Origin of the sequence: Nocardioides oceani (assembly GCF_030412965.1) — a bacterium.
Classification (GTDB): domain Bacteria; phylum Actinomycetota; class Actinomycetes; order Propionibacteriales; family Nocardioidaceae; genus Nocardioides; species Nocardioides oceani.
Window position 1 is genome coordinate 726957 of sequence record NZ_JAUHJQ010000002.1, and the last position, 13944, is coordinate 740900.

Sequence of the window (13944 nt, forward strand, 5' to 3'; positions counted from 1 at the left end):
GATCGCCGCGTGTCCGACTGGCGAGGGTGGCTGCCGCGCGCGTGGTCGCTCGCCCTCGCGCTGCTCCTGCTCGGCCCGGCCCTCGGGCCGGGCCTCCTGCTGACCTACGACATGGTGTGGGTGCCGGACCTCGCGGTCCGCCCCGACGTCTGGGGGGTCGGCTCCGGGTTGCCCCGGGCGGTCCCCTCCGACGCGGTCGTCGCCGTCCTCGACGAGGTCGTCCCGGGCATGCTGCTTCAGAAGATGGTGCTGCTCGGGGCCCTGGTCGCGGCCGGGCTGGGCGCGCGTCGCCTGGTGCCGGACCGGTCCCTGGCCGCGCAGCTGGTCGCCGTCACCGTCTACCAGTGGAACCCCTTCGTGGCCGAGCGGCTGGCGATCGGGCACTGGCCGGTGCTGGTGGGGTACGCCGTGCTCCCGTGGGTGCTGCTCGCCGGTCGCCGCTGGCGGGAGACCGGCGCGCTGCCCGCCGCGCTGCTCGTGCTGGTCCCGCTGGGCAGCCTCAGCGCGAGCGCCGGGGTCGCCACGGCCGTCGCCCTGCTCGCGGCCGCAGCCGGCCGGCGGCGTACCGGTCCGGTCGTGCTGCTCGCGCTCGCTGCCAACCTGCCGTGGCTGGTGACGGGCGCGCTGCACGCCGCCGACGCACGCACCGATGCCGCGGGCGCCGAGCTGTTCGCGCTCGGCCCGGACGGGGTGCTGCCGCCGCCGCTGGCCGCGCTCGCCCTCGGCGGCGTCTGGAACGGCGAGGTCGTGCTGCCCTCGCGCGACGGTGCGGCGGCGTGGCTCGGCCTGGCGCTGCTCGTCGGGCTGGCCGTGCTCGGGGCGCGTGCCTGGCGTCGTCGGGCCGACGGCCGCGACGTCGTCGCGCTGGTCGTCTGCTGGGCCGTCGGGCTCGCGCTCGCGCTGCTCACCTGGGCCGCGCCCGGCCTGGTCGCCGCGCTGGCCGAGCACGTTCCGGGCGGGGGTCTCGTCCGGGACGGCTCGCGGCTGCTGGTGCTGTGCGCCCCGCTCGTGGCGGTCCTCGCGGGCTGCGGCGCCGGGGCGGTGCTGCGCCGCGTGCCCGAGCGCACCCCGCGGCTCGTCCTCGGCGGGGTGCTGGCGCTGCTGCCGGTGACCCTGCTGCCCGACGCCGCGCTCGGCCTGTCGGGCCGCCTCGAGCCCACCACCTTCCCGGCGTCGTACGCCGCGGCGCGCGACGCCGTGGACGGCGCGGGGCCGGGTGACGTGCTCGCGCTGCCGCTCTCGAGCTACCGCCAGCCGTCGTGGAACCACGACCGCAAGGTGCTCGACCCGCTGGGTCGTCACCTCCCGCGCGACGTCGTCGCCAGCGACGAGCTGGTCGTCTCCGACGTGACGGTCGAGGGGGAGGACCCCCGGGTCGAGGAGGCCGCGGCGGCGCTGGCCGCCGGCGCGCCGGGGGAGCGGGCGGAGCGGCTCGCGGCGATGGGCATCGGCGTCGTCGCGGTCGACCGCCTGGCGCCCGGCGAGGCGCCCGCGGTCGCCGGCCGGGTGCTGCTCGACACCGACGAGCTGCTCGTCGTGGAGGTGGCCGGGGCGCAGGCGCGGACCGTGCCGACCTCGTGGACGGTCGCGGCGGCGGCCGCCTGGGTGGTCTGGGTGGGCCTCCCGCTGGCCGGCGCGGCGGTGGCCCTCCGACGCCGACGTGACCGATCTCTCGGAAATGCGGCGCGGGCCTGAAGGCGCTGTTACGGTTCTCGCCGAACCTAGGGAGGGGTTTTCACGTGGGAAGCATCCTGAGCACCTTCGGCAGCCTGGCCATCGGCGGCATCGTCGCCTCGGCCACCATCGTCGGCGTCGTGTCGTCGCAGACCAGCCCGAGCGGCGAGTCCCCGGCGAACGTCAACCAGCCGGTCATCCAGTACGGCTCCGAGGGCTGATCCACCCCGCACCACCGAGCCGGACCCGGGACCACCGGGCCCGGCTCGATCTGTCCCGTCCCGCGCTGGCCCGTCTCGAACTGGCCCGTCTCGAAGTGGGCCGTCCTGCACCGGGGCCGGCCCCGGCCTGACCGGTCAGCCCCGGTCCTGTCCGCGCGCGGCTCGACGCCCGCGGCGCCGCCGCCGCGGGGCGAGGACCTCGTCGGGGTCCTCGGGGTCCTGGCTGTCGACGAGCGTCCCGCTGAGCGCGGCGAGCGCCACCAGCGCGAACGACTGCTGGGCGTGCTGCCAGGTGTAGGCGTGGCTCATCTCGCGTGCGCCGCGGCCCAGCCGCTCCCGCTCCTCGGGGTCGCGCAGCAGCAGCCCGAGCGCCGCGGTCAGCTCCTCGGGGGTGTCGACGAGCAGACCGGAGCGGTGGTCGGCCACCGACTCCTGCGTGCCGCCGGCCGAGCGGTAGGCGACCGTCGGCGTGCCGTGCATGCCGGCCTCGCCGATCACCAGGCCCCAGCCCTCCTTGAGCGAGGGGAGCGCGAGCACCCAGGCCCGCTCGTAGATCTCGTGCTTGCGCGCCTCGTCGACGTGCCCCTCGAAGACGACCGTGTCGCCGGCGCCGCGAGCGCGGGCGTACTCGCGCAGCTCGGCCTCCCACCAGCCGCCGCCGACCACGTGCAGCCGCAGGTCGGGGTGCTCCTCGCGCAGCGCGAGCGCGGCGTCGATCGCGTGCTCGACCTGCTTGTGCGGCACGAGGCGACCGACCACGGCGACCATCGGCGTGGGGGACGGGCCGGGGTCGACCGGGACGACGGGGTCGGTGCCGTTGTGCACGACGGCCACGCGGGGGCCGCGGACCCCGAGGTGGCGCAGCTCGGCCCGCGTGGCGCGGGAGACGGCGACGTACTGGCAGCGGCGGTAGAGCCAGGGCGCCAACCGCCGCTCGATCCACCAGCCGACGCGCGCGGTCAGGCCGCTGTAGACGACCGGCCACTGCTCGCGGTGCACGTGATGGACGAGGACGACGACGGGCTTGCGCGTGACCAGGCGGCTGAAGAACGGCATGCCGTTCTGGACGTCGACGACCAGGTCGACCGGACCGGACCCGCCACGGGCGAGCTCACCGGACGCGAGCGCCCACATGCCGGCGGGGTAGACCGAGAGCTTCGAGCCGCGTCGCACGAACCGGATGCCGTCGACGACCTCCTCCGGCGGGGCCGCCGCGTGCGCGGCGCAGAAGATCGTCACCCGGCACCCACGGGCCACCAGGCCCGCGGCCATCTTCTCCAGGTAGCGCTCCGCGCCGCCGCCCTCCGGGTTGCGCGTGTCGCGCCAGCTGAGGAAGGCCACGTGCGTGCCGCGCAGCTGCTCCAGGCTGCCCTCTTCTCCGTCTCCCATCCGGGGGAAGGTACCAGTGGGTAAGGTTCCGGCGTGCCGCGCCAGAACCCGCTCGCGACCCGCTCCCGGCGGCCGTGGAAGGCGACCCTCCGGCGCTCGGTCCGCCTCTTCCGCGAGTTCCGGTACGAGCAGCCCGAGCCGGCCCGGTTCTACACCGCGCTGGCCGAGGACTCCGCCGACCAGCTCTCGACCTACGTCGACCTCGACGGTGCCGTGCTGCTCGACGTCGGCGGCGGCCCCGGCTACTTCCGCGACGCGTTCCGTGAGGCCGGGGCGACGTACTGGGCCCTCGACGCCGACGTGGGCGAGCTCGCCGGTCTCGGCGACATCGCGGCCGGCACGGTCGTCGGCAGCGGGATGGAGCTGCCGTTCCGCTCGGGTGCCGTCGACGTCTGCTACTCCTCCAACGTCCTCGAGCACGTGCCCGACCCGTGGCGGATGGCCGACGAGATGGTGCGCGTGACGCGCCCCGGCGGCACCGTCTTCATCTCCTACACCCTGTGGTGGGGTCCCTGGGGCGGCCACGAGACCGCCCCGTGGCACTACCTCGGCGGCCGGCACGCCCGGCGCCGGTACGCCGCCAAGCACGGCCACGAGCCGAAGAACAAGTACGGCGAGTCCCTCTTCGCGGTCACCGCGGGCGCCGGCCTGCGCTGGGCGCGCGCGCAGCAGGAGCTCGGCGTGGCCGAGGTCGCCGACCTGACCCCCCGCTACAACCCGCGCTGGTCGCGGTTCCTGCTCCACGTCCCGCTGCTGCGTGAGGTGGTGACGTGGAACCTCGTGATCGTCCTGCGCAAGCGGTGAGCACGAGCGAGACGTCCACCAGCACGCCCGGAGCCTTCCGCTTCCGCCTGCTGGCGGCCTGCGCGGTGCTGGTCGGGCTGGCGTTCGTCCAGGACCCGGGCCTGCTGGCCGCCGACACCAAGCTCGACCTGGCGCTCGCCCCGGCCGACTGGCTCGCCCGGGCGCTCCACCTGTGGGACGCCGAGGGCGCCTTCGGCCAGCTGCAGAACCAGGCCTACGGCTACCTGTGGCCGATGGGCCCGTTCTTCCTGCTGGGCTGGCTGGTGGACCTCCCGGGCTGGGTCGTCCAGCGGCTGTGGCAGGGGCTGGTGATGTCGGTCGCGATGGCCGGTGCGGCGAAGGTCGCCCGGGCGCTCGGGGTCCGCTCGGACCTCGCGTGCCTGGTGGCCGGCTCCGCGTTCGCGCTGTCCCCGCGGCTGCTCACCACCCTCGGGCCGATCTCGATCGAGGCGTGGCCGAGCGCGCTCGCGCCGTGGGTGCTGCTGCCGCTGGTCCGCGGGGCGACCCACGGTTCCCCGCGCCGGGCCGCCGCGCTCGCGGCGCTGGGCGTGGCGATGGTCGGCGGCGTCAACGCGGCGGCGACCTTCGCCGTGCTGCCGCTCGGGATCGTGTGGCTGCTGACCCGCACGCCGGGCCCGCGCCGCCGGGCGCTGATGCTGTGGTGGCCGCTGTTCACCGCCCTGGCCACCGCGTGGTGGCTGGTGCCGCTGTTCGTCATGGGCGCCTACAGCCCGCCGTTCCTCGACTTCATCGAGACCACGTCGGTGACGACCTTCCCGACGACGCTCTTCGACGCCCTGCGCGGCACGTCCAACTGGGTGCCGTACGTCGACGCCGGCTCGCGCGCGGGCAACGACCTGCTGCGCACGCCGTGGCTGGTCGTGCTCAGCGGCGTGCTGCTGCTGCTCGGCTGCGCCGGGCTGCTCGACCGGCGCACCCCGCACCGAGCGTTCCTCGGGCTCTCGTTGCTGGTCGGGGTCCTCATGGTCACCGCCGGCCACCGCGGCGTCGTCGAGGGGTGGCTCGCGGCGCCCGTCGCGGACCTGCTCGACGGCGTGCTGGCCCCGCTGCGCAACGTCCACAAGTTCGACCCGATCATCCGGCTGCCGCTGGTGGTGGGCCTCGCCTTCGTGGTCGACCGGACGCTGTCGGCGCTGCGCGAGCACCGCGACGGCCCGCGCGCCGAGCGGGTCAACCGCCGGGTCCTGGTCGCGGCGGCCGTCCTCGCGGTCGTCGGCTGCGCGGCCCCGGCCGTCCAGGGACGCGTCCAGCCCGCCGGGGCGACGCTCGGCGTCCCGGACTACTGGCAGGAGGCGGCCGACTTCGTCGCCGCCGAGTCCGAGGGCGGCACCGCGCTCCTCGTGCCCGGCTCGCCGTTCGGCGAGTACCTCTGGGGCGACACCGCCGACGAGCCGATGCAGTGGCTCGCCGACTCGCGGTGGGCCGTGCGCAACGTCATCCCGCTGACGCCGCCCGCCACGATCCGGATGCTCGACGGCATCGAGCGCCGGCTGGCCGAGGGCGAGGGCTCCCCGGGCCTCACCGCGGCGCTGCGCCGGGCGGGGGTCGAGCACCTCGTCGTGCGCAACGACCTCGAGCGGTCCGACGACGTGCCCGACCCGGTGCTGGTCCACCAGGCGCTGGAGGCCTCGCCCGGCCTCGAGCCGGTCGCGAGCTTCGGGCCGGTCGTGGGCGGTGAGGCGCACCTGCGCGACGGCGAACGACGCGTGCTGGTCAACGGCGGGTGGCAGGCCGAGCGCCCCGCGGTCGAGGTGTACGCGGTCGGGTCGCCCTCGGCCCCGGCCGTCTCGGCGGGGGAGCCGACCGTGCTGGCCGCCGGCCCGGAGGACCTGCCCGACCTGCTCGACCTCGACGTGCTGGGCAGCGCCCCGACGCTGCTCGCGCCGGACGCCGCGGCGGACGCCGACCCCGGGCGGGTCGTGCTGACCGACGGGCTCCGGGAGCGGGAGCGCTCCTTCGCCCGCATCCACGACGGCACCTCGGCGGTCACGACGCCCGGCGACGTACGTCGCGCGGACCGGCCGGTGACCGACTACCCGCTCGACGACATGGACCGCTGGACCACCACCGCCCGGCTCGAGGGGGCCGCCGCGCTCTCGGCGTCCTCCTCGCGCTCCGACGCGGACGCGATCGGCGGCAGCGAGCGGGGCGCGCTGCCCTACGCCGCGCTCGACGGGGCGACGGACACCGCGTGGGACTCGGGCTACTCCGGGGACGAGGCTCCGTGGTGGCGCGTCGACCTGGACGCACCCCTCGAGGTGGAGGCCGTCTCGGTCACCGCCGCCGCGGGCGAGGGCCGGCAGCGGCTGCGCCTGGTCACCGACGGCGGTGCGTCCGAGCCGGTCACGATCAGTCCCGGCGGCACCCGCCGCCTGCTGGTCCCGACGGGCGAGGACGGCACCGGCGCGGTCACCTGGCTGCGGCTGGAGGCCGTCGAGGGACCGTCGGCCGACCGGCTCGCGCTGGCCGAGGTCGACGTCCCCGGCCTGGCCGTGCGCCGGGTCCTCGACCTGCCGACGTTGCCAGAGGGCTGGGGAGCCCCGGACGTCGTGGTCCTGCAGGCGGACCGCGACGCCCGCACCGGGTGCGTCGTCGTCGCGCTCTCCGACCGCTGCGCCGTGGGACGCGAGCGGGCCTCCGAGGACGGTCCGGTCGTCCGGCGGTCCTTCGACCTCCCCGTCGCGGCGTCGTACGACGTGTCCCTGACCGCGCGCCCCCGGGCGGGGAGCGCGCTCGACGCGCTCGTCCTGCGCGACCAGCCGGCGTCGGCGTCGGCGTCCTCGCTGGCGCTGGCCGACCCGCGCGCCGGCGCGGTCGCCGCGATCGACGGCGACCCCGGCAGCGCCTGGTTGGCCGACCCGGACGACGAGCAGGTCGCGCTCACCCTGTCCTGGCTCGACGCCCGCCTGGTCACCGGCATCGACCTCGACGTCGACGCCGACACCGCGGCGCGGCTGCCCGACGGGGTCGTGCTGACCTTCACGCGGCGCGGGCGGACCGTGGCCGAGCGCCAGGTCGACCTGGGCCGCGACGGCCGGGCGGCCTTCCCGGGGGTGCGCGCTGACGGCGTCCGCATCCGCGTGCTGTCCGCGGAGAGCGCCACCGACCTCGCCTTCGACGGCTCGGCGAACCCGCTGCCCGTCGGCGTCGGCGAGGTCTCGCTGACCGGCGTGCCCTACCTCCCGCTCGGGATCCCCGCCGAGGCGGTGCGCCAACCCTGCGGCTCCGGCCCGGACCTGCAGGTCGGTCCGCGCCGTCTGCGCACCGCCGTCACCGCCTCGCCGCTGGAGCTCCTCCGCGGCGTGGAGGTCCCGGCCGAGCCGTGCGCGACCGGCACCGGCGACGCCCCGCTCGTGCTGCCGGCCGGCGCGGTCGAGGTGGCCGCCGCTCGCAGCGACGCCACCGACGCCGCGTCCCTCGTGCTCACCTCGACGGCCGACCCGGGGCCCGCGACCGGCCCCACGGCCGCGGCGGAGGACCTGTCCGGACCGGTCCGGCGCGTGCTGCGACCGGCCGCCGGTGACACCGTCGCGGTGCTCCGGGAGAACGCCAACCCCGGCTGGGTCGCCACCCAGGACGGCGAGGAGCTCGAACCGGTCGTGCTCGACGGCTGGCAGCAGGGGTTCCGCCTCGAGGGCGACGGGCCGGTCGAGGTGCGGTTCGCGCCCGACACGACCTACCGGGCCGGCATGCTCGCCGGCGGGGCCGCCCTCCTGGTCCTCGTCGTGGTCGTCCTGCTGACGCGCCGGCGCTGGCGCGGACCCGTGCCGCCCGCGCTGGCCGAGCGGCGCGTGGCACCCGCGGTCTCGGTCGTCCTGGCCCTGGCCGGGACCGGGCTGGTGGCCGGCACCGTCGGCCTCGTGGTCGGCGTCGTCGCCACCGCGGCGGTCGTGCTGCTCGGGCGGCGCGCCCCCGACGTGGCGCCGTGGGCGCTCGCGGTGCCGCTGCTGGCCGCTGCGGCGGCGTACTCCCTCACCCCGTGGGGGAGCAGCGCCGGCTGGGCCGGCAACGACGCCTGGGTCGGCTACCTCGCGGTGGTGCCGCTGGCGGCGGTGGTCGCCGCGGTCGGCTCCTCGCGCCCCGCGGGCACCAGGCGCTTGAGGCGCATCGCCGGCACCTCCAGCAGGCGGTAGCCGAGCTCGGCGACGACCAGGCTGCCCGCGAGCGTGATCAGCCACAGCAGGACCCCGTGGCCCCCGAAGAGCTGCCAGCCGGTCAGCCACATGACCAGGTGGAGCACCGGGAGGTGCAGCGCGAACAGGCTGTACGACGTGAGCCCCAGGCGGCGGGCGGCCGGGTGGCCGAGGACCCGGGCGAAGGCGCCCCGGTCGTCCGCGACGACCGCGGGCAGCACCACCAGGAGGCCGACGGCCGTGTAGAGGAGGTTCTTGGTCAGCGACTCCGCCGTCGTCGGGGCGATGAGCAGGGCGGGCCCGGCCAGCGGGGTGGACGCCACGAGGAGCAGCGCGGCCGCGATGGCCCAGCAGGCGCCCGGCTGGCGACCGACCGACAGCACGCGGCGGGCGTGAGGGGCGCCACGGACGGCCAGGACGTGCGTCAGCGCCAACCCGATGCCGGCCGCGAACCAGGTCAGGTAGCCGGGGAGCCACTGGGCGGGCGCGCCGCCCGTCCACTCCTCGGCCCAGTCCGAGCCCTGCAGGTGCCACCAGACCGTCACCGCGGTCATGCCGGCGAGCACCAGCCCGACCCGGGCCGGCCGGAGGCCGCGGCGGCCCGCCGCGAGCAGCATGAGCAGGGGGAGCACGAGGTAGAACGAGACCTCGACCGCGAGGCTCCACATGTGGCTCAGCCCGCCCGGGGGGAGGGCGTCGACGAAGGTGTTGGTCATCGTGAGCGTCGTGAGCCACTCCCGGGCGCCGAGGTGGCTGTTCTCGTCGATGAACGCCAGCGCGACGACCACCGTGACGACGTACACCGGGACGATCCGCAGGAAGCGCCGCCACAGGTAGGCGCGCGTCGAGGGCCGGGGCAGCGCCGCGGCCGAGCGGGCCAGGTAGGGGCGGGAGAGGAGGAAGCCCGAGAGCACGAAGAAGAGCGCGACGCCGACGTCGAGCCGGGCGAGCGTGACGCCCCAGAACCCGTGCCTCCCGTAGTCGCCGGACCAGAACGCGACGTGGGTGGTGAGCACGGCGAGGGCGCCGATCGCCCGCATCGCGTCCAGCGCCGGGAAGCGTGGCGCGGTGCCGGCGTCCAGCTCCACGGGGGCGGCTGCGACGGTCGTCATTGGTCCTCCTCCTCTCCATCCTCCGGCACGGGGGTGCCGATCTCCAGCTCGTCCACGCACACGGTGACGCCCGGCTCGAGCCCGCTGAGCGCCACGCTGTCGACCTCGCCCTCCACGTGGACGAACAAGGTGCCCAGCCCCGCCAGGACCTCGGTGTCGACGGTCGACTCGCCGGCCTCGACCCGGATCGAGGAGTCGGCGGAGGCGATGTACTCCATCCTGATCCACCACTCCAGCCCGACCGTCCTGCCGTCGAGCTCGACGGTGACGCCGTCGTCCCGGACCTGGTAGCCGCAGCCGGCCACCGGGCCGGCCGGGGCCTCGATCCCTCCCTCGACCGCGGCGACGTGGACGGCCCCGGACTCGTCGAGGACGTGCAGGGACTCGCTCGCCTCGGGGAAGGTGGCCCGCGGGGTCAGCATCGGCAGGAGGAGCCGGGTGGTGTTGTAGGGGAAGAGGAAGCCCGGCACGAGGTTCTGCGGCACGGTCTGGTCCGCGAGCGGGGTGGGTCCGAAGGACGTCCCGCGGACGGCCTCGCCGAAGTAGTCCTCGCCAGGGTGGTCGACGTGCCAGATCCGCGCGTACGTGACGGTCGACCACGTCCCTGAGGCCACCACCGCCAGGGCGACGGCGACGACCACCGACGGGCGGAGCCGGACGAGCAGGAGCGGGCTGGTCCGGGGCTCGCTGGACCCGGGAGCCCCCACCAGCTCGGAGGACGCGAGGGCGAGGGCCAGGACCGCGACGCAGACGACGTCGGTGAGGTAGCGCAGCTCGTTGCCGGAGACGGCGCCGACCACGGGGGCTCGGGTGAGGAGCAGCACGAGGTAGGCGATGAGGGCGTACGCCGCCAGCATCGACCAGGCGCGCAGGGTCCGGACCCGGGTCAGGGCGAGGTAGAGCACGACGACGGTGAGCACGACCCAGCTCAGGTGCACCGTCCACAGCGGCGGGTCGGCGAGCCCGACGGGCGGGTTGACGGTGTCCCACCGCCACGGCCCGCCGAGCAGCCCGGTGGGCAGGGTGCTGCCCAGCATGCGCTCGGCCAGCGCACCCGCGGGCGCGGCGTTGTCGCCGCCGTCGATCTGCGGGACGGAGGTGACGTAGTAGGCGGTGAAGCCGCCGCCGAGCGCGATGCCCGAGAGCACCGCGGGCCAGTAGCGGCGGACTGCCCGCGCGGTGCGGCGCACCGGCCCACCGGTGGTGAACCAGGCCAGGACGACCCACGCGAGGACGACCAGGACGAGCACGGCCTTGACGTAGGCCAGCATGCCGAGCGCGACGAGCACCCCGGTCAACGCCAGGTACCGCAGCCGGCGCGTGCGCAGGTAGGGGACCCAGGCCGCGACGGCGCCGAACATCGCGGCGTGGAGCGGCAGCTGGTTGATCGCCGCCGCCCACCACATCGTCGCCGGCACCGCCAGCGCCGTGGAGAGGTAGAGCGCGAGCAGCAGCAGGACGCGCCGCCGCCAACCGAGCAGCACGACGAGCATCACCGCGCAGGCCGTGCTGGCGAGCAGCTGCATCACCAGCGTGCTGACCGCCAGCCACGTCCAGTCGATGAGCTCCCCGCGCGAGAGCAGCCAGGCGAGCGTCCGGCCGAGCGGCATGAACTGGCTGTCGTAGGCCCGGAAGGCGTAGTCCGCGTCGAGGTCGGCCGCGCGCGCTTCGTGCAGCAGCCGGTAGTCGTCGAGGTAGAAGAACGAGGGGAGCACCGCCCAGGCGCGGAACCCGAGCTGGGCGAGCACCAGCGCCACCGCCCCGCCGAGGACCAGCGACCGCGGGCCGCCGGCGGCCCGACCGCTGATCACCGCTGCCGGTCCCGTCAGTGCGCGCACCCGGCGAAGTCTGCACGTCCGCGGCGGCTCGGGACGAAGTACGGACGGCTTTGTCCGAAATGGTGCACGTCGCGTGTGATGCAGGTTACGTTCCCCGGAGTGCGACTTTCCTGGGAGGGAATGCGATGCGGAAGATTGCTGGGCGTGTGCTCATCGCCATCGGGGGCTTCCTGGTGGTGGCCGGGCTGCTGACGACGACGTGGGCGCCGGGAGTGGTGAAGAAGACCCCGGTGGACGTCGACCAGACGACGCGGCTGGACGGCACGGCGACGAAGCTCGGCGAGACGTTCCCGGTGAACGTCACCAGCATCACCAAGGCCGACAGCGAGGCGTCCACCGACGACACCACGATCTGGGTGAACACCTCGTGCGTGGTCAACGCCGCCAGCGGTGACGCCCCGGACTGCGTGGACGGCAAGGACGACCGGCTGGTCTCCGCGACGGTCGGCACCTTCGCCACCGACCGGGTGACCGCCCTGGGTCGCGACCACGAGAACCTCCCCGAGGGCTCGACGCCCTACGAGGGGATCGTCAACAAGTTCCCCTTCGACACCGAGAAGACCGACTACCCGTACTGGGACGGCACCCTCGGTCGCACCGTCGACATGGTGTTCGTCGAGGAGACCGAGATGGACGGCCTGGCCGTCTACCACTTCGCCTCCAGCGTCCAGGACGAGGCGATCGAGATCGCGGAGGGCACGCCCGGCACCTACAGCCAGGCCGTCGACATCTACGTCGAGCCGATCACCGGCGCGGTCGTCAACCAGGAGCAGTCCCAGCAGCGCTACCTCGAGGACGGCACCCAGGTGCTCGACCTGGACGTCGCCTTCACCGACGACCAGCTCGCCACCAGCGTCAGCGAGGCGAAGGACAACGCTGCGAGCCTGACGCTCATCACCGAGACGGTCCCGCGGATCGGCTTCATCGGTGGCGCGGTCGCGCTCGTCCTGGGTGCGCTGCTCCTGCTCGTCGGCCGTCCGCGGCCCGCCACGAGCCCCCGCGCCGCGGCGATGCCCGCCTGACGGGTCCCGACGCGACGGTCCTCGGCGCCACGCGGGCTCAGGCCCGCGTGGCGCCGAAGATCGCGGTGCCGGGCGTCAGCCGCCCGCGCACCTGCGACCAGCCGCCCCAGACACGGTCGTGCCCGGCCGGCCACTCCGGCTCGAGCAGGTCGGTGATGACGAACCCCGCGCCGGCCAGCACCGCGACCCAGTCGCCCAGGGTGCGGTGGTGCTCGACGTACGACACCGCGCCGGAGGCGTCGTCGACCTCGACGTACGGCGTGCGGTCCCAGTAGGACTGGCTGGCCACCAGCCCCTCCTCGCCCGGGTCGTCGGCGAACATCCACCGCGTCGGGTGGGTGATCGAGAAGGCGTAGCGCCCGCCCGGCCGCAGCACCCGCGCCGTCTCGGCGACGGCCACCTCCAGGTCGCTCACGAACTGCAGCGCGCCGAAGGAGGAGAAGACGACGTCGAACGACGCGTCGCGGAACGGCAGCGCCGTGGCAGTGGCGCACACCGAGGGCACGGCGACCCCGGTCTGGTCGTCGATGCGCCGCGAGTGCTGCAGCTGGCGCATCGACAGGTCCAGGCCGACCGCGCGACCGCCCTGGGCCCGGACCCACCGGGAGCACTGCCCGGCACCGGAGCCGACCTCGAGCACGTCGCGGCCGGCGACGGCGCCGAGGACCCCGGCCTCGGTCTCGGTGAAGCCCTCGGGCCCCCACACGAAGCCCACGTCGCCGAGGAACTCGCCGTGGGTGGCCTGGTACTCGTCGGCGTAGCGGTCCCAGTCGGGACCGTTGGCCCGGCGCGACTCGGCCTCGTCCACCGCCCGCCGCTCGACGCGGACCGGGGGGAGCGGCGGGTGGTGGCGGGAGTCCGGAGCGTCGGGCGAGCCGCCCGAGACGCTCACGCGGGGCCCGCGCCCAGCGCCCGGCGGCGGTTGAGCGGCAAGCGGCCCGCCAGCTCCCCGATCGGGCCGACGGCGCGGCCCAGGGAGTCCGCGGAGTCCGCCAACGACGGGATCAGCGCCGCGAGCTCCTGCAGGCGCGGCTGGATCGACTCGAGGGTCTCCCCGAGCGCGACGAGCTGGTCGAGCGTGCCGCCCTCGGCGACCAGCTTCTCCACGAAGCCGTCCTCGGTCAGCACCCGGTCCGCGAGCCCGCCCGGCGCCAGCACGCGGTCGAGCACGCCGCCCTCGGCGGTCAGCCGGTCGAGCGCCCCGCCGGCGGCGACCAGCCGGTCGAGCACGCCCTCCCGGGCCGCCAGCTGGTCGAGCGGACCGCCGTCGGCGAGGAGCCGCTCGAGCGCCCCGCCGTCGGCGAGGAGCCGGACCAGCGGGCCGTCGTCGGCGAGCAGCCGGTCCAGGACGCCGTCACGCTGGAGCAGCCGGCCCAGCGGCCGGTCGGGGGCGACCAGGTCGGCGATCGCGCCGGCCAGCCGCATCGGCCCGTCCTCGTCGGCCAGCAGGCGGGTGAGCTGCTCGGCGTACCCGTGCTCGCCGATGACCCGCAGCACCAGGTCGGCGTACCCCCCGGGCCTGCGCAGCGGCCCGTCGGGCGAGGCGAGGTGACCGAGCTGGAGGGTCGTCTGGGTGGCCGCCGCGGCCAGGCGGACGGGCAGGGTCGCGGCGCCGACGAGTGCGGGCAGGAGGGGCATGTCCTGAAACCTAGCCGGGCCGGAGCGGGGCGGGCGGCCCGGGAACGGCGAAGCGGGCGCGGACCCTGGGGTCCGCGCCCGCCCCCGCCCCG

At 75.8% G+C, this 13944-nt stretch carries 10 protein-coding genes; 5 read left to right on the forward strand and 5 right to left on the reverse strand.

Features of this window, described 5'->3' with window-relative positions; all coding sequences use genetic code 11:
• Positions 1-9 precede the first annotated feature (9 nt).
• Positions 10-1695, forward strand: a complete 1686-nt coding sequence (locus tag QWY28_RS09075; protein WP_300952177.1) for an MmpA family trehalose lipid delivery protein — start codon at positions 10-12, stop codon at positions 1693-1695.
• 44 nt (positions 1696-1739) lie between these two features.
• Positions 1740-1895, forward strand: a complete 156-nt coding sequence (locus QWY28_RS09080; protein WP_300952178.1) for a hypothetical protein — start codon at positions 1740-1742, stop codon at positions 1893-1895.
• 135 nt (positions 1896-2030) lie between these two features.
• Here the strand turns inward: QWY28_RS09080 and QWY28_RS09085 are convergent, their stop codons facing one another.
• Complete coding sequence (locus QWY28_RS09085) at positions 2031-3284, reverse strand: glycosyltransferase family 4 protein (protein WP_300952179.1); 1254 nt, start codon at positions 3282-3284, stop codon at positions 2031-2033.
• Between the two features lie 33 nt (positions 3285-3317).
• Here QWY28_RS09085 and QWY28_RS09090 point away from each other — a divergent pair, with 33 nt between their 5' ends.
• A complete protein-coding gene (locus QWY28_RS09090) occupies positions 3318-4088 on the forward strand; it encodes a class I SAM-dependent methyltransferase (RefSeq protein WP_300952180.1) in 771 nt (256 codons plus the stop codon).
• The gene (locus QWY28_RS09095; protein ID WP_300952181.1) at positions 4085-8242 is read left to right on the forward strand and encodes an alpha-(1->3)-arabinofuranosyltransferase domain-containing protein; all 4158 of its coding nucleotides are present in this window, start codon (positions 4085-4087) and stop codon (positions 8240-8242) included. The genes QWY28_RS09090 and QWY28_RS09095 overlap by 4 nt, the downstream gene beginning before the upstream one ends.
• Here QWY28_RS09095 and QWY28_RS09100 read toward each other — a convergent pair.
• Together QWY28_RS09100 and QWY28_RS09105 are read right to left on the reverse strand one after the other, a co-directional pair.
• Positions 8134-9354, reverse strand: a complete 1221-nt coding sequence (locus QWY28_RS09100) for an acyltransferase family protein (protein ID WP_300952182.1) — start codon at positions 9352-9354, stop codon at positions 8134-8136. The genes QWY28_RS09095 and QWY28_RS09100 overlap by 109 nt on opposite strands.
• On the reverse strand, positions 9351-11192 hold the full coding sequence (locus QWY28_RS09105; protein ID WP_300952183.1) for a hypothetical protein: 1842 nt from the start codon (positions 11190-11192) through the stop codon (positions 9351-9353). Before QWY28_RS09105 ends, QWY28_RS09100 begins: the two co-directional genes overlap by 4 nt.
• Positions 11193-11317: 125 nt before the next feature.
• Here QWY28_RS09105 and pgfA point away from each other — a divergent pair, with 125 nt between their 5' ends.
• Positions 11318-12214 carry a cell envelope lipid trafficking protein PgfA gene (gene pgfA / locus QWY28_RS09110; protein ID WP_300952184.1) on the forward strand — a complete coding sequence of 299 codons (897 nt, stop codon included), beginning with the start codon at positions 11318-11320 and terminating at the stop codon, positions 12212-12214.
• Between the two features lie 37 nt (positions 12215-12251).
• Here the strand turns inward: pgfA and QWY28_RS09115 are convergent, their stop codons facing one another.
• Complete coding sequence (locus QWY28_RS09115; RefSeq protein ID WP_439117242.1) at positions 12252-13106, reverse strand: class I SAM-dependent methyltransferase; 855 nt, start codon at positions 13104-13106, stop codon at positions 12252-12254.
• Positions 13103-13852 (reverse strand): hypothetical protein, encoded by a 750-nt coding sequence (locus QWY28_RS09120; RefSeq protein ID WP_300952185.1) that lies wholly within the window; start codon positions 13850-13852, stop codon positions 13103-13105. The genes QWY28_RS09115 and QWY28_RS09120 overlap by 4 nt, the downstream gene beginning before the upstream one ends.
• Positions 13853-13944: the final 92 nt, after the last annotated feature.

Bases quoted from the DNA above. Each gene is read 5' to 3' on its own strand.
- QWY28_RS09100 (WP_300952182.1), bottom strand. From the start codon at position 9,354: ATGACGACCGTCGCAGCCGCCCCCGTGGAGCTGGACGCCGGCACCGCG.
- QWY28_RS09085 (WP_300952179.1), bottom strand. From the start codon at position 3,284: ATGGGAGACGGAGAAGAGGGCAGCCTGGAGCAGCTGCGCGGCACGCAC.
- pgfA (WP_300952184.1), top strand. From the start codon at position 11,318: ATGCGGAAGATTGCTGGGCGTGTGCTCATCGCCATCGGGGGCTTCCTG.
- QWY28_RS09120 (WP_300952185.1), bottom strand. From the start codon at position 13,852: ATGCCCCTCCTGCCCGCACTCGTCGGCGCCGCGACCCTGCCCGTCCGC.